Genomic DNA, 16,874 nt, shown 5'->3' on the forward strand with positions numbered 1-16,874 from the left:
GTCTAATTATCGAAAGGAAGAAAGACATTGAATCAAGCATTCAAAGCATTAGCAGATCCAACAAGGCGAAAAATTTTAGACTTATTAAAAGAAGGTGATTTAACCGCTGGTGAAATCGCTGAACATTTCAATATGACAAAACCAAGTATTTCACACCACTTAAGCGCACTTAAAAATGCTGAACTTATTCAAGATGAAAAGAAAGGGCAATTTGTTGTGTACTCTTTAAACACAACTGTCTTTCAAGATTTATTAACTTGGGTGTTTACATTTACGAATAAGGGGGAAGAGGGGAAATGAAAAAACATCTTTTTGCAATCTTATTAATTGTTATAACTTGTTTAGCTTGGGCGTTTGCTTGGCCACATTTGCCGGATACAATTGCAACGCATTGGAGCGGAGGTAAGGTAGATGGATATTCTTCTAAATTTTACGGAATGATTTCTATGGTCGGAATTATGATTGCATTATATATATTTCTAAATGTGATACCAAAGATTGATCCAAGAAAAGCAAATTACGAGAAATTTTCTAAAGCCTTTATGATGATGAATAATGGTGTACTATTGCTACTATTTGTAGGAAATATAGATATTATTACAAGTGGATTAGGATACAATTTATTCATTAATCGCGTGCCGGAATTATTAGTGGGTATTTTATTTATAGTCATCGGAAACTATTTACCACAATGTAAACCAAATTATTTTGTAGGTATAAAAACGCCGTGGACGTTAAGTAGCGAAGAAGTATGGAGAAAGACACACCGTTTTAGCGGAAAGGTGTTTGTTGCATTGGGGATCATTATGATTTTAAGTGTTTTTGCACCAGTAACGTGGAAATCTTTCGTAATGGTTGGAATTATTATTGGTGCAGTAGGATTAACGATGGGATATTCATATATTGCTTATAAAAAAGAAATAGGGGCCTAATAAAAAATTATGGGGGAGAGAGGATGAAAAGACACGTATTACCATGGAGTTTAATTATTGGCATTGCAATTGGATGGTATATTGTATGGCCATATTTACCAGAACAAATTCCACGCCATTATAATGCAGCAGGAGTAGTAGATGGATATTTTTCTAAAATAGAAGCAAGTTCATTCTCGATAGGTAGTATGGTAGTGCTCTATATGATATGGCTAGTTTTTGGATTCATAAAAGATAAGTCTACACAGCAATCCAAAGTTCTTTCAGCGATTAATTATGCCATTCTCTTTATCGGATTTGGATGTAACATATTTGCACTATTAGCAGCGTCTAATTATATTGCATCGGGCTCAATTGCATTTAATTTTGGATTTGGAACATTGTTTCTTGTACTAGGTAATTACATGCAACAAACGAAGCCGAACGGGTTAGTAGGCATTCGAATGGACTGGACATTAGAAAATCCTGTAGTTTGGAGAAAAACACATAGATTTGCTTCGAGGGTATTTGTAATAGGTTCACTTTGTATATATGCCGGGGCTTTGCTTCCAGATCCATTTAATATTTTTATGGGGATTGGAATCATATTAATATGTATTATCGTATCAACAATAAAGTCATATAGTATTTATAAAGAAGAGTTGAAAATGTAAATAAAGCTGCTTTTCCTTTTAGGGAAGAGCAGCTTTGTTTTTTTATCACTTCTTCAAAACCGGTATCCAAATTTCACTTTTAAAGTTTGGAGAAGATATGTGTTTCTGTTCATTCCACAATACTTCCGGTCCTTCCGCTAGTTCATAGTTCGAAGAAGGGAACCATTCAGAATAAATACGCCCCCATACATTTTGTAGTGCATCAGGAAATGGACCGACAGCTTCGAATATAGCCCATGTTGAAGCTGCGACTTCGAGTTGTTTAAACTGCTCTGGACAATCCTTTGTTGTGGCTACTCCAATATAGTGATCAAGTTCTCCTTTTTCCGCCATTCTTCCTTCAGAAAAATTAGTAGAAGCACTAATAATTCCAGTAGGTGCAATGTTTGAAAGGGACTTTAATGTTTGAATAGACTCTGGGTTTAAACTTTTCCACATAGAAGCAATTTCTTCATTTACACCGTTAAAAACGATTGGGACTCGTTTTGTAATACCTATAATTCGAAATGGCTCTTTTTCTTCAATTCGATAGTTCATTTCATTTCCTCCTTGAATAGATAATTGGAAGGTCATTGGTGAATAAGCCTTCAAAGAATGGCTACTATTTCGGGCCTCTGAAGGTGTTATACCGTGCAAGTTTTGAAATGCACGAGTGAATGAATCTGGCGAGTTGTATCCATATTTTATAGCGATATCAATGACTTTTACATTGTTGTTTTTTAGTTCAAAGGCAGCGAGGGTAAGACGTCTACAGCGAATATATTCTGATAGTGATATGCCAGCTAAAAAAGAAAACATTCTCTTGAAATGATATTCGGAGCAGTAAGCTATTTTTGCGACTTCTTTAAAATTAATTTCATGTGTAAGGTTGTTTTCGATATACTGCATTGCAGCATTCATATTTTTAAGTGAATCCATATTATGACCTCCTCTGTACATAGAATAGCAGGAACGAAATAGCTCCATCCGACATTTCGTGCACAACTTTGTAGGTGCATTTTTTACCTTACAAAATTGTAATGTTCCTGTAAGGAGAATGAATGGATGGTATGATATCCCAATGTTATAGTAACAAAGTACTTTAATTCATTACGTTAACTTTTTGATTTCTTTACTTATGTGCCTTACATAACTGTCATGTTTGTGTAAGAAACATCGATAGTGGCAAGAGTAGAGAGTGTATATAGTTGAAAATAGAGAATAGAAGAAATGAGGGATGTCGAGATGAAAACAGTATTAGAAGCAAAAAATATTGAAAAAGTATATGACACGGGTGGTAATAAATTTGCAGCGTTAAAAGGTATTAACTTACAAGTAAAAGAAGGTGAGTTCGTTGGAATTATGGGACCTTCTGGTTCTGGTAAGACAACTTTACTAAATGTTCTTTCTACAATTGATAATGCGACGAACGGTGAAATTTTAATTGATGGAAAAGATATTGTGAAAATGAATGATGATAAGTTAGCGTTATTCCGCCGCGATCATTTAGGTTTCATTTTCCAAGATTATAACTTATTAGATACGTTAACAGTGAAAGAGAATATCGCTTTACCACTTGCGTTATCAAAGGTGAAAGCGAGTGAGATTGATCGCCGCGTTCTTGAAATCTCAAAGAAATTCGGTATTGATCATATTTTAAGTCAGTTCCCATATCAAGTATCTGGTGGGCAGAAGCAGCGCTGTGCAGCATCGCGTGCAATTGTTACGAATCCAAGTATGATTTTCGGAGACGAGCCAACTGGAGCACTTGATTCTAAATCTGCAACAGATTTACTTGAAAGTATGAAGTCGTTAAATGAATATGATAACTCAACAATTTTAATGGTAACGCACGATGCATTTGCAGCAAGTTATTGTAAACGAGTTATTTTCATTAAAGATGGTGAACTATATAAAGAATTGCACCGTGGTGAATCAACGCGTAAACAGTTCTTCCAAAAAGTCGTTGACGTAATGTCTTCTATTTCTGGAGGTATGGCTGATGACCTTATCTAGCATTGCCCTCCGCAACATACAGCGGAACTTTAAAGACTACTTTGTATATTTCGCATCTATGATTTTTAGTATTGTTATTTATTTTACATTTAAAGCACTGCAATATAATTCACAAATGGAAAAAGCAGCAGAAGCTTCAAAAAAAATTAGCGGAGCGTTCCAAGTTTCCAGTGTGATGCTTATCATTTTCGTAGCAGTGTTCATTATATATTCGAACGGATTCTTTACACGTAAACGTAAAAAAGAAGTTGGCTTATATTCGTTATTAGGTATTCGTAAAAGACAAATTGGTAAAATGCTCTTTTATGAAAATATGTTAATGGGATTAATGTCATTAGTAATCGGGATTGCGATCGGTAGTGTCCTTTCGAAATTATTCCTTGAGTTATTAGTAAATATGATGGGATTAAATTTAAACGTTCATTTTGAAGTACCGATGGCTGCCATTATTGATACAGCAATTATTTTCTTTGTGATTATTTTATATACATCACTTCAAGGATATCGTTTAATTTATCGCTTTAAGTTAATTGAACTTTTCCGTGCAGAACGTGAAGGAGAAGCAATGCCAAAAGGATCTGTCATCATGGCATTAATTTCAGTTTTCTTAATCGGTTCAGGTTATTTTTTAGCGCTAATGTACATGAAAGCAGTTATGTATGCAGACTTTATGGTCGTTGCATTATATATTTTATTAGCGACAGTAGCAGGGACTTATTTACTGTTCATGTTCTTCACAGTATTTGTATTGAAACGTGCAAGAAATAATAAGTCAGCATTTTATAATGGTATGAATATGGTAACGACATCGCAGTTACTATATCGTATTAAAGGAAATGCGAAATCATTAGCGACAATCGCTATTTTAAGTGCAGTTACATTAACAGCGGTTGGTACGTCAGTTACGATGTATTACAACACATTTACGCAATCAAAAGTTGCTGCGCCGTATAGTTATTCCTATGAGAAAAAAGATGCAGCATTAGATAAAAAAGTAAATGAAATACTTGCTGGAGAGAAGAATAATCACCCAGTCACATATGAATCAGAAGTTGAAATGATTCCTGTGAAAGGAACATTTAAAGGTGAAAGAGCTGATCAAGTTCTGAACACACACTATAATGTTACGAATCAGTACCAGCTTATTTCTCAATCAAGCTTTAATAAACATGTGAAACATTTAGATGTAGAACCTGTAAATTTAAGTGCGAATGAAGCTTTCGTATATGATAGCTTATATATTGAGAAACTTGATTTTGGTCCTCTTTATACAGGAAATACAGCTGTATTCCCTGTTGGAAATGAGTCAAAAGAATTAAAAATTAAAGGTGTAAATAATAGAAGCCTTACAAATTTAAATGAACTATTTGTAATCGTTCCTGATAAAACATATGAGCAAGTGAAACAAGTAAACGAAACGCGTACTGTAAAAAATATTGATGTAAAAGGTGAGCGAAATAGTAAAGAGTTAACAGCAAAATTAGCAAGCATTATGCCAGCTGGAGAATCAGAAGTTTTAAAACCATTTAACGATTTCTATACAGGATTCCAAATGGGGCTTGAAACGACAGGCTTAATGATGTTTATTGGGTTATTCTTAGGATTAGTATTCCTATTAGCAACAGGCTCAATTATTTACTTTAAACAATTAACAGAAGCAAGTGCTGACCGTGATCGTTACATTGTCCTTCATAAAGTTGGTGTAACGAAGCAAGAAATGAAGAAAGCTATCGCAAAACAAGTGAGCTTTATCTTCGCTATTCCGTTAGTAATCGGTATTTTACACAGCTTATTTGCACTAAAAGGTTTATCAAATATATTACCATTTGAAATTATGATTCCGCTTCTCATTAGTATTGGAGTATACGGTGTCATCTATATTGGATATTACTTCTTAACGGTTCGTTCTTATTATAAGATCGTGAGTGCGAAGTAATAAGGGGCAGCTATCGCTACACGCGATAGCTGTTTTTTTATTCTTCATAAAATCTTAAGAAACTTCCTCAATTTTTATTAAGAAACGATAGTTATACTTAGACACAAGTTAAAAACTATCGAACGAATGAGGAGAGGTTTACATGCAGCTCATTACATTTTTACATGAATTTATAAAGCATCCAAAACATACTGGTGCAATTGCGCCAAGTTCAAAAATATTAGCAAAGAAAATGGTCGATGTAATTGATTTTAATAAAGCGAAATGTATTGTAGAGTTAGGGCCTGGCACAGGGGTTTTTACGAAAGAGATTATGAAGAGAAAAAAGAAGGAAACAATATTTCTTCTTATTGAAATTAATGAAGTATTTTTCAAAGAATTAAAAAGAAAGTTTAAAGGTGAGCAGAATGTCATTGTTGTACACGGTTCAGCTGAAAATATAAAGAAGTATATGGAGGAGCTCAATATAGAATGCATTGATTACGTTTTATCAGGGTTGCCTTTCACTTCTTTACCAGAAGAAGTTTCAAAGCGCATTTTAAATAATGCGATGGAAGCGATACATGAGAATGGTGAATTCATTACATTTCAATATTCACTTGTGAAAAAAGGATTTATACAGCACTTCTTTCCAGAAATTACGCTAGAGAAAGTGTGGCTCAATTTCCCACCAGCGTACATCTTTAGCTGTAAAAAAGAGCTAAGGAGAGCATATGCATAATGGAATTACATGAATTATTATCTTATATTGAACAATACGGTTATTGGGCATTATTTTTCTGTTTATGGTTAGGTATTATCGGTATGCCAATTCCAGACGAAATGATCGTAATGAGTGGTGGCTTTGTATCTTCACTAGGGATATTAAGTGTCATTCCTGCATTTTTATTAACATATTTAGGTGTTGTATCTGGGCTTTCTTTAGGTTATATATTAGGGAAAATATTTGGTACGAAAGTACTTGATAAGCTAATGAAAAAGAAAAAGGCGAAATATCTTTTGAAATCTCAACAAATGGTAGAGAAGTATGGTCATTATGCGTTAGTCACAAGTTACTTCATACCAGTTGTAAGACATATCGTACCGTATTTAGTTGGAATGAATAACATGTCATTTAAGACGTATGCTTTGTATTCTTATACGACAGGATTTGTTTGGACACTCGTTTACTTTGTGCTCGGTGCTTTATTTGGAAAACATATTGAAAGTATTGTAGCGATCGCGATAGAATATGGCGTGTATTTTGGCGTGATTGTTTTTATAGTTACAGGTATTCTTTATTTATATAGACAAAAAAGAATCACGCTGATGAGTAAATAGAAGTAAAGAAAGTTTCTTCCAGTATGAAGGACAAGATAGGATTATAAGTATAAAATTATCTTTATTTAATGGTAAAATATAGGTAAGTAGTTAAGGAAGGAAGAGCGTTGTGCTACTCATTTTTAGCCTTATCTTAATTGGAATTATGTGCAGTATGAAAATAGTATCCTTACACATGATAGAACGACAAAAGGTAGAGGAACGATATGTATATTGTCCAAAATGTGATACGAAAATTAGAAGAGGAAATTCAGCTCCTTTTTGTTCGAAATGTAATTTAATATTTTAAAAATAAAAAGTCCGAAATCACTTTATATAGTTTCGGACTTTTGATTTTTAAGTAAACATTAATCCACCTAGTTCTCTTTCGTTTGTTTATTAGCTAAAATGGATTATGAATAACAATAGTATGTAAACGAAAATAGATATAAATGTACACATGGAGTGTTATATTTGGAGATTTTAATCATAGTAGGATGCCTATTAATAGGAATTATTTTGATTAGTATAAGTAATTATCGATTTATAAAAGAATTAAAAGAAAAAAATTCAAAGAAAGAGAAATGGAAAGTAGTAGCTGGAAATTTGATAGAGTTATTTAGTGATCCATTGCATGGAGTGCCGTTCTATTTTTTAACTGGGGGTCTCTTTTTTGTAATCGGACTGTTGTTATTTCTTTCTATGGGAATGGGTTGGCTTGAAATTGATTAAGGCGTATTAATAAAGATGTTTGATCATGTTAGTGAAGTGGCTTGGAAGTTAAACCATAAAGTGCTGCTGATGAACGATAAAGGAAAAACTGTATGGATGTTAACCTTTTTAGAGAAAGATATCCCATTATTATGAAGTCTTTCGTAGAGATAGATCGAGAAGTTTTGAGGGTTTTATTACCTGATGAAAGAGGGATTCTTCCTACGAGGCCAGAGTGTGATGAATGTTATAAGACTCAATTGGATGATATTGAGGAGAGTTGATAAAAAAGAGCTTGAAACTATTCAAGCTCTTTTTTTATCACTATTTATGTCCTAAAATATGCTCAATCTCATGCAAACTTAATTTACTTGCCTTAGCAATCGTTTCAAGTGGTATACCAAGATCATACATATTTTTAATCATTTGAATTTTCCCCTGTTGAACTCCTTCTTTTCGACCTTGTTCAATGCCTTGTTCAATGCCTTGTTCAATGCCTTGTTCAATGCCCTGTTCAATGCCTTTTTCAAGCCCTTTTTTAATTCCTTGTTCCATTCCTCTTTTTATTCCTTCTGTCTCTGCATGGGCGAATTTTGCTGCTTCATCCATTAAAACTTTCTCCCTTGCGTCATAGGCTTGCCGGAAAGAAGAATCTTGACTCATACGTTCCCATTTATTTATCGCTTTTTGTAAAATAGGATCTTCGTTCATAGCAATATCCTCCAATAGTTTAGTTAAGTGCTCATCCTCATTTGCTGAAAGCAATAAAAGCCAACGAACAAATGGATCTTTCCACGGATTTACTTTTTCTTCATGCCATTGTTCAGTTAACTTTGGAATTTCTATAATGTGGATTTCTATGTCGTCACTTAGGAGCTTTTTTTGTTGTGTATTCCATAATATGCTCGTTGTATGGAAGGCTGGGTGTTCCGAAAACATTACGAAGTTTAGTAAGTTTATGGTGATGGTTTTGTGAAGTGCACTGTAGGGCATCCCTTTTTGTAGTTGAGATGTGTATAGTCTTCCCCAATAATATAAACTGCGTTTAACCATATCGTGATTATTATTGAGTTGTATTTCTACATTAACTTTTGTTCCTGTGTCTAATGTCGCTGAAATGTCTAAAATAGATAACTTATCCTCTTCATATTCCCTGTGTAAATGTGGATCTTCTAGTTGTAGAGAAGCAATGGGCGACTCTAAAGACTCTTGTAACATAGCATTTAAAAATGCAATTAGAATATCTTCGCTACCATTCGTACCAAACAATTGTTTAAATGCAAAATCAATGCGTAAATTAACTAACTGTTGGTTGAACAAAGTTTGTCCTCTCCCTTATATGAAGGTGCTTCTTTCCTTCATTGTACATAAAAAGAACTAGAGTATGCAAACAAGCCATTCTTCTATTTTTTAGTAGTGTTATTAGAATGTCACAGTTAAGTATGGTTATGTTATACTCTAGTGAAATTAAAAAAATATTTTTGTTTATATCGAGGTGAAGATGCTACATATGCAAAAAGATATTTTAAAACTATTAGATAAAAAGCAAAGTAACTATGAATTTCCTGCATTTGATAATGAATATATGGATATTTCGCAAGTGAAATTCTCTCTTTTCTTTAACGATACTAAGGATTGGTTAATGGTGTTTCAACTTGTTGGTGTAGGTTCATTAGGTGTATGTAATGATATTCAAGTATATGGAGATAGAATTACTCATTCAATGGGTGATGATTGCATCTTACAATTAAATGATGGCAATTATGAGTTGTTTGATGATGAAGGTGAATTTATGCCGAATATTTATAACGGCAGTCTAAAAATTCGTGAGCATCGTTTTGAATATGAATTTACAGAAGAGGATTATATAAATAATGGAATAGAAGTACAAACGACAGAGCATTATCCAACATACTTTATGCGTATGCTTGCTACTAATGAGGAAGCTCAAAAATTATTGTGGTGGGATAAAGGAGAAATTTTAGAAGAGTTCGGTTTAGAAGGCGACTGGGAAGTAGCGTATGAAACGGAAGAATGGAAACATGTTGAAGACGAAAAAGTAAGTGAAAATGAATTCTTCCAATCAGTAGCCTCTGCAATAGAGAAGAAAGATCCAAGTGTTATTGTGAATGAAAATGCTAATACGCATTGGAGAAATTGGGTAGAGTTTGATTGTGACTGAAAAGGATAGGAGAAAGAATAACAAATGAAAAGAAGAAGAAAATCCGGAGAAAAAGTACAAATGCATCGTTTTGCACTACCTCTATGCTACGGAAGTGAAGCGCCATATTATTATTACGAGGTAGCGCCCCATGAAAGAGAGGGACGCTTCCATTTAACATCGGATCTTTGTGTAATGGATGATGAACATTATTTTATTAGAGGATGTTTAGAGATTCCTATCATTGACTACCACGAAAACTTCATATGGACTGTTTGGGTATCACTTAGTAAAGAAAGTTATGATGAAGTATTAGAAAAGTGGGATGAGAGAGGCCGAGAAAATAGTGATCCTTATTTTGGTTGGTTATCTGTAGAAATACCATTTTATCCAGAAACATTAAATTTAAAAACAAATGTACATATAAGAGAAGTTGGAATGGCACCGTATGTTGAATTAGAGCCAACCGAGCATCCTTTAGCAATCGAACAAAGAAATGGAATTACTTTAGAGAGAGTTAAAGAAATACAAGAAATGATTCAACGACATAGCTAGATTAGAAGAGAAAAAAACGAGTGCTAGCACTCGTTTTTTTCTTTACACAACCGCAGGATTATAAATCATCGTAAAGTGTCCTGTTAATAATTCAATGTGACAAGGTGTATGAAGCGAACTTTCTCCATCTGTATCTACTTCTTTTTCTTCTTTCGTTTCAATATGAATGGATTTCGCTTTTACGTGGAAGATGTCATTTTCATTTGAATCCTCGAATAGTTTCTTTCCGATGTAATCTTTAAATGCTTGAATACCTGTTGATTTGACTACGAAAATATCAAGTGTTCCGTCATCACATTTAACGTTCGGAATAAAGGATGGAATACCACCAAGATATTCACCATTTCCAACCATGACAAGGACAGCTTCGTCTTCATATACTTGTCCGTCATAAGTAATTTTTACTGGGAATGTTTCAGCATTTTTTACAGTTCGAATTGTGCTTAAATAGTAACCGATTTTACCAAGCTTTGCTTTTTCTTCTGCATCGATATTGTTTGATACTTCAGATACGAGACCAATGCCCCAGAAGTTTAAGAAATGTTGTTCATTTGCTTTTGCAACGTCAACTGGTTTTACGTGTTCCTTTGTGATAAGTTTTGCTGCTTCTGCAATGTTTTGCGGAACACCAAGTGTGCGAGAGAAGTCATTGCAAGTTCCACCTGGAATGATTGCAAGTGTAGGTCTAGTTTCGAGAGGTGCTAAGCCATTTGTGCATTCAAATACTGTTCCATCACCACCAAAGACGATAATTAAATCTACTTTACTAGCAAACTCTTGGCAATATTTTGTTGCATCACCTTGTTTTTTCGTATGAAGGATATGTAGATCAGGAAAAGCTGCGGCAAGAGGTGGTACGATTTTTGTTAAATTTGTATGTAAGTCACCTTGACCAGCTTTCGGATTTACGATGAGGAGTACTTTTTCAAATTTTGTATTTGTCATATTTCATCTCTCCCTGTAGTTTGTAATGGAAAGAAAGGAGCTGTTCCCATGTATTTTAGAACAGCTTCTCCCTATTAATTGGATGCTAACATTGTCAGTTATTGTCGGTAAGTCGATATATTTAAAAAATCGCCGATATACATTTTATGTACTATCAATTTTTTAAGTTATACGATTACTCCGTTACAACTGAAGCGATAAATGGTAAGTTACGATATTTCTCAGCACAGTCGATACCGTAGCCAACGATAAATTCGTCTGGAATTTGGAAGCCAACATATTCAGCTTTTAAGTCCACTTTACGGCGTTCTGGTTTATCAAGTAGCGTACAGAACTTAAGTGCCTTTGGTTTATGCATAAAGAAGTGGTCTTTTAAGAAATGAAGTGTTAAACCAGAATCGATAATATCTTCTACAACAATTACGTTTTTTCCAGTAATGTTTACGTCGATATCTTTTAGTAGTTTCACTTTTCCTGTTGTTTCTGTTTGATTTCCGTAACTAGATGCAGAAATGAAGTCAATTGTTACATCGTTTTTAATGTGACGAATTAAATCAGCAGCAAATACGAATGAACCTTTTAATACAGCGATAACTACGATTTCTTCTCCTTCAAAGTCACATTCGATTTGAAGTGCTAATTCTTTCACTTTTGCTTGTAATTGTTCTTCAGAAATTAAAGTGTCTTTTATTTTAATATTCATTGTAATCCTCCTACAGTGTAAAACTTGCGAACATTTCGACTGTAAAGGATAGAATAGAAAAAGTCAAAGGAGATAGTAATTTTTTACAAAGACAACGACAAAATCATCTGATGATATGATATACTAAGTACATTAAGAAAACGCTTCCATAAAGGGTGAATATGATGAAGAAGAAACAGTACACAAGTGTAACATTTATAAAAGCATTACTTTTAACAATTATTCTTGGCCTGTTGGCTTACGTAATTGATGTACCTGCGATTCGTATTTCATTAATTGGAATGACTTTAGTGTTAGGAGCAATTTCGCACGGTATGATGTCGCAGCTAAAAGAAGCTGGACTTGATGATATGAGAGATCATATAGATAAAAAGTAAGAAACCTTCATTATATATAGTGAAGGTTTTTTGTTTCTTACAAAAATGTAAGGTAGTTGTAAGGCAAATCGATAGTTGCATAATAGCATTTTGGATAAACTATGGGTGTAAGGTAAAAGGCAAGCATATTTTAGGTAAATTAAGTTTTAGGCACTCTATATGTGAAAAAGGAGTAGGAGGGCATGGAGAAACGTTGGACGACCTTTTCTTTTTTAGCGACTAGTAACACCGTAATGCTAGATGGAAAAATGGATTTTTTGCACTTGTTTGATCGTGAAGATGATCATTCTTCTTCTAAATTTACAATGAAATGGAATAAATGGAGCGAAAGTTGTAGGTTTGAAGAAGAGGCCCCTAACGAAGAGCAAAAGATTATTTTAACAAACCCTATTAAAGCGTGGGTTGTTCAACGTCGTAAGTGTAACGTCAAAAATCACTTCAAGAAAACTGAGCCGAGACAATTAGTTATCGCTCCGGCCCGTTCTACTTCCAAATCACGCGAAAGTAACATGTAAATATTGAGACACACACCCGAAAAAAACATCGTACATATTGCGATGTTTTTTTCTTTTTCTACAATGAAATCTTTAAATGAAATATATTTCATCTGCATCTTATATTTATATCTCTTGCTTATTCTAGTAATACATCCGGTGCGAGTTGATGTGAATAAAATATAAGGAGAGAATGAAAATGAAAAAGAGACTATTACCAATTTGTGCAATGGCACTTTTAACAGTAGGATATTCTTCAGTAGCGAGTGCGGATACTGGAACAGTAACAAAGGAAGAAGCGCAAGTGCAACAAGATAAAGCTAAAAAAGAAGAAGCAATTAAGGAACAGCAAAAAAGTGAAATAGAGAAAAAGCAAGCGGCACAAGTACAAGAAAAAAATGATATGGCTAAAAAAGAGGAAGCAATAAAAGCTGAGAAAAAAAGTGAAGAAGAGAAAAAGAAAATAGCGCAAGAACAGTTAAAAAACGATATGGCCAAAAAAGAAGCAGCGATAAAAGCCGAGCAAAAGAATGAAGTAGCAAAGCCAGTTGTACAAGGTGAAAAATTACCAAATACAGCATCAAATAATGTAGCAATGATGGGATTAAGTGCATGTCTTGTAGCGATAGGTACATTATTTGGTTTGAATCGTCGCAATAAGATTAAAGTGTAAATAAAATATTTTCCTATAAAGAATGGAATAATTTCATATATTAAAAATGGTAGGTTACTCCTACCATTTTTGGCATGGAGGAATGAAGAATGAAGTTACTCAATTATATCGGTATCATATTGATGGCTATTGGGCTATTCATGGGATCCTATTACGCTGTGGAATGGTATAAAGGAAAAAGCTCTGCCGGGCAATTAACGGCAGAAGAAATAAAGAGCCTTAAAAATATACAAGATACTCAACTTTCTCATGAAACACCTGTAACTTCTCAAATACCATCTTCTAAAACAGAACATAAAGAAGGTGAAAAGGTAGCGATGTTAAACATACCGAAAATAAAGAAGAAGTTTTCTATATATTGGGGAGCGGATGATACGACTTTGAAAAAAGGAGTTGGTATGTTTGTTAGTGATTTAACGACAACTCCATCTGGAGGAGGACATACTGTACTGAGTGGACATCGAGATACTGTATTTACAGATTTAGGAGAGTTGAAAGAAAAGGATACCCTTGTTTTAGAGTATGATAATAAAACGTACACATATGAAATTCAAAAGACATGGATTACTCATGCGGATGATCGTACTGTTATTATAAAAAAAGAAGAACCGATATTAACACTGACAACTTGTTACCCATTTAATTATATAGGGGATGCACCAGATAGATATATTATCGAGGCGAAGTTAACTGGAAGTTATTCGAAGTGAAATTATAGTTTCTGAAAGCGGGAGGGGGATATAAGTTATGTCAAAAAACATTTTAATTGTTGAAGATGAAGACATATTACGTGAAATATTAAAAGATTATTTTTTAAGTGAGCAATATGTAGTGTTTGAAGCGAGGGACGGGAAAGAGGCTTTAGTTGTATTTGAAGAAGAAGAGGTTGATTTAGTTATTTTAGATATTATGTTGCCAGAACTCGATGGATGGTCTGTTTGCCGAAGAATTCGAAAGACGTCCGAGGTGCCTATTATTATGCTGACGGCGCGCGTAGATGAAGACGATACGTTACTTGGTTTTGAACTTGGGGCAAATGACTATGTGACGAAGCCATATAGTCCGCCAATTTTATTAGCAAGAGCGAAAAGGTTGTTAGAAAGCAGAAAAGTGACAAAGCAACTTTTAGAGAATGAAGATGATACATTATCAATCCACGATATTCACGTTCATTTTCCGTCGCGCACTGTTACGGTAAATCGAACTGATATTAATTTAACGCATACAGAATTTGAAATATTAGCGTATTTCATGAAAAATCAAGGAATCGTTTTAACGCGAGAGCAACTTATTTCAAGAATTTGGGGATATGAATTTGCTGGTGATGATCGAACGGTTAATAGTCATATTCGTAATTTAAGAAATAAATTAGGAGAGAAAGCAAAGTACATTACAACTGTAGTACGAACTGGTTATAAATTTGAGGGGAATATATGAGAAAAGGAATTGTACTAAAATTATTTACTCTTACAACAGCATTATGTATGTTGATTTTAGCGACGATATTTATTGGACAAACGATATTTTTTAAACAATATTATGCGAATCGAAAAGTGGAAGATATTAAAGTAAATTTAAATTCCTTTGAGAAGAATTATTTAAACTACACAGGAAACGTAGAAGGAATTCAGAAACTTGAGCAAGAATTTTTAAGAGAAAATAATACGTGGATTACGACATTAGATAAGAACGGGAATTTAAAACATGCAGATGATTTTTATTTTGAAGTAACGATAGATCGTAGGCAACAAAAGAGCTTTGGACAACAAATATTCAAAATTCCCTTAGGCAATCTCGTCAATATAGAGGAAATTGATAATAAATTATCAGAGCAGTTTTTAGGACAAGAAATTTATTTTTCTGGAGTGAGAAAAGAAGATAGTTTTATTCCATTCTCTTTTTCTTTATCTAAGCAGAATTTAAGCGGATCTAATAAACCGCTAGAAAAAGCATTTCAGGAGAAAATAAAATTAGATGAGGAGAAAAAGAGAGCGGCTGGGGAGCAACTTGCTAAGGAAAAGAAACCAGCTGTTCAGGAAGAAGCTGCTCAGGAATTAGGCGTTTACATAGGAGGACGTGTTACAAAAGTACAGTTACCAGATGTAAACGGTCCTGTGAATCCAATTTATAAAAATAGCATATTTTTAGATAATATTAAGGGTTTTCAAACCGATTTATTATTAAAAGAAAGCAATAAAATACGATATACAACACAAACAATGGATTATGAAAAGAATGATATAAAATATAAATTATTAATTAAACCAATAAAAGAAAAAGACGGATCAGTAACATATATTTATGCGATGGCTTCTTTACAGCCCGTAGATGAAGCTGTACAAATGGTGCAAGATTATTACATCTATATCATTGCATTTGTAGTCGTTCTTATTTTTTTAGCTTCGTTTTATTATTCAAAACAAATTGCAAAACCATTATTAAAAATAAATGATACGACGAAGAAAATAGCACAATTAGATTTTACAGAAAAAATACCGATTACTTCAAAAGATGAAATTGGAGATTTATCGAAAAATATTAATGTGCTATCAAATAAACTCCATTCGCATATTGGGCAGTTAGAAGAAGATATTGAAAAGGAAAGAAAGTTAGAAAAGACGCGAAAAGAATTCATTTCTGGTGTTTCACATGAATTAAAAACACCGCTAAGTATTATGAAAAGCTGTATTTCTATTTTAAAAGACGGGGTAGCTGAGCATAAAAAGGATTATTATTTTCAGGCGATGGAGAGAGAAGTAGACAAAATGGATACGTTAATTTTGGATATGCTTGAGTTAGCTAAATTTGAATCTGGTACGTATAAAATGAAAAAGGATTCGTTTTATATTGATACAGTAATTGAAGACATATGTGAACATCTATCTGTGGAAATAGAGAAAAAAGAGCTTCGTGTTCATAAAAATATATGTTCATTTGAAGTGATTGCAAATCAAGGTCGGATTGAACAAGTCATCGTGAATTTCATTACGAATGCCATACGTTATACACCAAATAAAGAAGATATTATTATTTCTACAATAGATGAGAAGGATCGTATAAAAGTGTGCATTGAAAATAAAGGTACTCACATTGAAGAAGAACAATTAGATAAAATTTGGGATCGTTTTTATCGAGTGGATACAGCTCGTCAGCGTTCACAAGGTGGGACGGGGCTTGGGCTTGCCATTTCAAAGAATATTTTAGAACTACATGATACTGAATATGGAGTGAAAAATACAGAAGACGGTGTATTATTTTACTTTTACTTACCGAAAAAAGCGTAGATAATGCATGCTACGCTTTTTTTAATTTATTTTCATATTATCTTTACCTAATCTTTATTTTTAAGCGATATAATCTGGTTAGAAAATGAGGTTATGTAAGGAGTCGATGAACCGTGCATAGCAATTGGCTAAGTATAATGGTATTTATTTTCTTTT

General features: G+C 33.6%; 21 protein-coding genes. 17 read left to right on the forward strand and 4 right to left on the reverse strand.

Going from position 1 to position 16,874, the window contains the following annotated elements; translation table 11 throughout:
• The first annotated feature begins 27 nt into the window (after positions 1 to 27).
• From BM089_RS09355 to BM089_RS09365, 3 genes are read left to right on the forward strand one after another with little or no spacing between them, the layout of a single operon-like run.
• A complete protein-coding gene (locus BM089_RS09355) occupies positions 28 to 300 on the forward strand; it encodes an autorepressor SdpR family transcription factor (protein ID WP_001070531.1) in 273 nt (90 codons plus the stop codon).
• Positions 297 to 932, forward strand: a complete 636-nt coding sequence (locus BM089_RS09360) for an SdpI family protein (RefSeq protein ID WP_090976789.1) — start codon at positions 297 to 299, stop codon at positions 930 to 932. Before BM089_RS09355 ends, BM089_RS09360 begins: the two co-directional genes overlap by 4 nt.
• Positions 933 to 955: 23 nt before the next feature.
• Entirely contained in the window at positions 956 to 1,585 is a 630-nt protein-coding gene (locus tag BM089_RS09365) for an SdpI family protein (protein ID WP_090976792.1), read from the forward strand.
• 45 nt (positions 1,586 to 1,630) lie between these two features.
• Here BM089_RS09365 and BM089_RS09370 read toward each other — a convergent pair whose 3' ends face one another.
• On the reverse strand, positions 1,631 to 2,503 hold the full coding sequence (locus BM089_RS09370; RefSeq protein ID WP_090976794.1) for an AraC family transcriptional regulator: 873 nt from the start codon (positions 2,501 to 2,503) through the stop codon (positions 1,631 to 1,633).
• 306 nt (positions 2,504 to 2,809) lie between these two features.
• Between BM089_RS09370 and BM089_RS09375 the strand changes: the two genes are divergently transcribed.
• The 6 genes from BM089_RS09375 to BM089_RS09400 all read left to right on the forward strand — a co-directional run bounded on the left by BM089_RS09375 (position 2,810) and on the right by BM089_RS09400 (position 7,547).
• Positions 2,810 to 3,580: an ABC transporter ATP-binding protein gene (locus BM089_RS09375; protein ID WP_000859656.1), complete on the forward strand. Its 771-nt coding sequence runs from the start codon at positions 2,810 to 2,812 to the stop codon at positions 3,578 to 3,580.
• Positions 3,567 to 5,516: an ABC transporter permease gene (locus BM089_RS09380; RefSeq protein WP_000176150.1), complete on the forward strand. Its 1,950-nt coding sequence runs from the start codon at positions 3,567 to 3,569 to the stop codon at positions 5,514 to 5,516. The genes BM089_RS09375 and BM089_RS09380 overlap by 14 nt, the downstream gene beginning before the upstream one ends.
• Before the next feature lie 142 nt (positions 5,517 to 5,658).
• Positions 5,659 to 6,237, forward strand: a complete 579-nt coding sequence (locus BM089_RS09385; RefSeq protein ID WP_090976796.1) for a class I SAM-dependent methyltransferase — start codon at positions 5,659 to 5,661, stop codon at positions 6,235 to 6,237.
• Positions 6,237 to 6,836, forward strand: a complete 600-nt coding sequence (locus BM089_RS09390) for a DedA family protein (RefSeq protein WP_000418924.1) — start codon at positions 6,237 to 6,239, stop codon at positions 6,834 to 6,836. Before BM089_RS09385 ends, BM089_RS09390 begins: the two co-directional genes overlap by 1 nt.
• Before the next feature lie 109 nt (positions 6,837 to 6,945).
• The gene (locus BM089_RS09395) at positions 6,946 to 7,125 is read left to right on the forward strand and encodes a hypothetical protein (RefSeq protein WP_001986677.1); all 180 of its coding nucleotides are present in this window, start codon (positions 6,946 to 6,948) and stop codon (positions 7,123 to 7,125) included.
• A gap of 164 nt (positions 7,126 to 7,289) precedes the next feature.
• Entirely contained in the window at positions 7,290 to 7,547 is a 258-nt protein-coding gene (locus tag BM089_RS09400; protein WP_000404320.1) for a hypothetical protein, read from the forward strand.
• A 303-nt stretch (positions 7,548 to 7,850) separates the two neighbouring features.
• On the opposite strand, the gene BM089_RS09405 is transcribed toward BM089_RS09400, so the two are convergent.
• Positions 7,851 to 8,846, reverse strand: a complete 996-nt coding sequence (locus BM089_RS09405) for an Rpn family recombination-promoting nuclease/putative transposase (RefSeq protein WP_069356359.1) — start codon at positions 8,844 to 8,846, stop codon at positions 7,851 to 7,853.
• Between the two features lie 190 nt (positions 8,847 to 9,036).
• Here BM089_RS09405 and BM089_RS09410 point away from each other — a divergent pair, with 190 nt between their 5' ends.
• Positions 9,037 to 9,708 (forward strand): DUF7003 family protein, encoded by a 672-nt coding sequence (locus BM089_RS09410; RefSeq protein WP_090976798.1) that lies wholly within the window; start codon positions 9,037 to 9,039, stop codon positions 9,706 to 9,708.
• Positions 9,709 to 9,732: 24 nt separating this feature from the next.
• On the forward strand, positions 9,733 to 10,242 hold the full coding sequence (locus BM089_RS09415; protein WP_090976800.1) for a DUF2199 domain-containing protein: 510 nt from the start codon (positions 9,733 to 9,735) through the stop codon (positions 10,240 to 10,242).
• 42 nt (positions 10,243 to 10,284) lie between these two features.
• Here BM089_RS09415 and BM089_RS09420 read toward each other — a convergent pair whose 3' ends face one another.
• Both BM089_RS09420 and hpt read right to left on the reverse strand, forming a co-directional pair.
• Positions 10,285 to 11,187: a diacylglycerol/lipid kinase family protein gene (locus BM089_RS09420; protein WP_090976802.1), complete on the reverse strand. Its 903-nt coding sequence runs from the start codon at positions 11,185 to 11,187 to the stop codon at positions 10,285 to 10,287.
• 175 nt (positions 11,188 to 11,362) lie between these two features.
• Positions 11,363 to 11,890: a hypoxanthine phosphoribosyltransferase gene (gene hpt / locus BM089_RS09425; protein WP_090976804.1), complete on the reverse strand. Its 528-nt coding sequence runs from the start codon at positions 11,888 to 11,890 to the stop codon at positions 11,363 to 11,365.
• Positions 11,891 to 12,051: 161 nt separating this feature from the next.
• On the opposite strand from hpt, the gene BM089_RS09430 reads away from it, so the two are divergent.
• The 6 genes from BM089_RS09430 to BM089_RS09455 all read left to right on the forward strand — a co-directional run bounded on the left by BM089_RS09430 (position 12,052) and on the right by BM089_RS09455 (position 16,718).
• The gene (locus BM089_RS09430; RefSeq protein ID WP_139213247.1) at positions 12,052 to 12,267 is read left to right on the forward strand and encodes a hypothetical protein; all 216 of its coding nucleotides are present in this window, start codon (positions 12,052 to 12,054) and stop codon (positions 12,265 to 12,267) included.
• Between the two features lie 182 nt (positions 12,268 to 12,449).
• Entirely contained in the window at positions 12,450 to 12,782 is a 333-nt protein-coding gene (locus BM089_RS09435) for a hypothetical protein (protein ID WP_000415613.1), read from the forward strand.
• A 178-nt stretch (positions 12,783 to 12,960) separates the two neighbouring features.
• Positions 12,961 to 13,434: an LPXTG cell wall anchor domain-containing protein gene (locus BM089_RS09440; RefSeq protein ID WP_090976808.1), complete on the forward strand. Its 474-nt coding sequence runs from the start codon at positions 12,961 to 12,963 to the stop codon at positions 13,432 to 13,434.
• A gap of 89 nt (positions 13,435 to 13,523) precedes the next feature.
• Positions 13,524 to 14,144, forward strand: coding sequence for a class D sortase (locus BM089_RS09445; RefSeq protein WP_090976810.1), 621 nt, complete (start codon positions 13,524 to 13,526; stop codon positions 14,142 to 14,144).
• Positions 14,145 to 14,181: 37 nt separating this feature from the next.
• Positions 14,182 to 14,871, forward strand: coding sequence for a response regulator transcription factor (locus tag BM089_RS09450; RefSeq protein ID WP_000041862.1), 690 nt, complete (start codon positions 14,182 to 14,184; stop codon positions 14,869 to 14,871).
• The gene (locus BM089_RS09455) at positions 14,868 to 16,718 is read left to right on the forward strand and encodes a sensor histidine kinase (RefSeq protein ID WP_090976811.1); all 1,851 of its coding nucleotides are present in this window, start codon (positions 14,868 to 14,870) and stop codon (positions 16,716 to 16,718) included. The genes BM089_RS09450 and BM089_RS09455 overlap by 4 nt, the downstream gene beginning before the upstream one ends.
• Positions 16,719 to 16,874: the final 156 nt, after the last annotated feature.

It is taken from the genome of Bacillus sp. 5mfcol3.1 (assembly GCF_900114335.1).
GTDB lineage: Bacteria > Bacillota > Bacilli > Bacillales > Bacillaceae_G > Bacillus_A > Bacillus_A thuringiensis_S.

Excerpts from the sequence above, each read along its gene's own strand:
- BM089_RS09360 (WP_090976789.1), top strand. The coding sequence starts at position 297 with ATGAAAAAACATCTTTTTGCAATCTTATTAATTGTTATAACTTGTTTA.
- BM089_RS09365 (WP_090976792.1), top strand. The coding sequence starts at position 956 with ATGAAAAGACACGTATTACCATGGAGTTTAATTATTGGCATTGCAATT.
- BM089_RS09370 (WP_090976794.1), bottom strand. The coding sequence starts at position 2,503 with ATGGATTCACTTAAAAATATGAATGCTGCAATGCAGTATATCGAAAAC.
- BM089_RS09375 (WP_000859656.1), top strand. The coding sequence starts at position 2,810 with ATGAAAACAGTATTAGAAGCAAAAAATATTGAAAAAGTATATGACACG.
- BM089_RS09380 (WP_000176150.1), top strand. The coding sequence starts at position 3,567 with ATGACCTTATCTAGCATTGCCCTCCGCAACATACAGCGGAACTTTAAA.
- BM089_RS09385 (WP_090976796.1), top strand. The coding sequence starts at position 5,659 with ATGCAGCTCATTACATTTTTACATGAATTTATAAAGCATCCAAAACAT.
- BM089_RS09390 (WP_000418924.1), top strand. The coding sequence starts at position 6,237 with ATGGAATTACATGAATTATTATCTTATATTGAACAATACGGTTATTGG.
- BM089_RS09410 (WP_090976798.1), top strand. The coding sequence starts at position 9,037 with ATGCAAAAAGATATTTTAAAACTATTAGATAAAAAGCAAAGTAACTAT.
- BM089_RS09415 (WP_090976800.1), top strand. The coding sequence starts at position 9,733 with ATGAAAAGAAGAAGAAAATCCGGAGAAAAAGTACAAATGCATCGTTTT.
- BM089_RS09420 (WP_090976802.1), bottom strand. The coding sequence starts at position 11,187 with ATGACAAATACAAAATTTGAAAAAGTACTCCTCATCGTAAATCCGAAA.
- hpt (WP_090976804.1), bottom strand. The coding sequence starts at position 11,890 with ATGAATATTAAAATAAAAGACACTTTAATTTCTGAAGAACAATTACAA.
- BM089_RS09430 (WP_139213247.1), top strand. The coding sequence starts at position 12,052 with ATGATGAAGAAGAAACAGTACACAAGTGTAACATTTATAAAAGCATTA.
- BM089_RS09435 (WP_000415613.1), top strand. The coding sequence starts at position 12,450 with ATGGAGAAACGTTGGACGACCTTTTCTTTTTTAGCGACTAGTAACACC.
- BM089_RS09440 (WP_090976808.1), top strand. The coding sequence starts at position 12,961 with ATGAAAAAGAGACTATTACCAATTTGTGCAATGGCACTTTTAACAGTA.
- BM089_RS09445 (WP_090976810.1), top strand. The coding sequence starts at position 13,524 with ATGAAGTTACTCAATTATATCGGTATCATATTGATGGCTATTGGGCTA.
- BM089_RS09450 (WP_000041862.1), top strand. The coding sequence starts at position 14,182 with ATGTCAAAAAACATTTTAATTGTTGAAGATGAAGACATATTACGTGAA.
- BM089_RS09455 (WP_090976811.1), top strand. The coding sequence starts at position 14,868 with ATGAGAAAAGGAATTGTACTAAAATTATTTACTCTTACAACAGCATTA.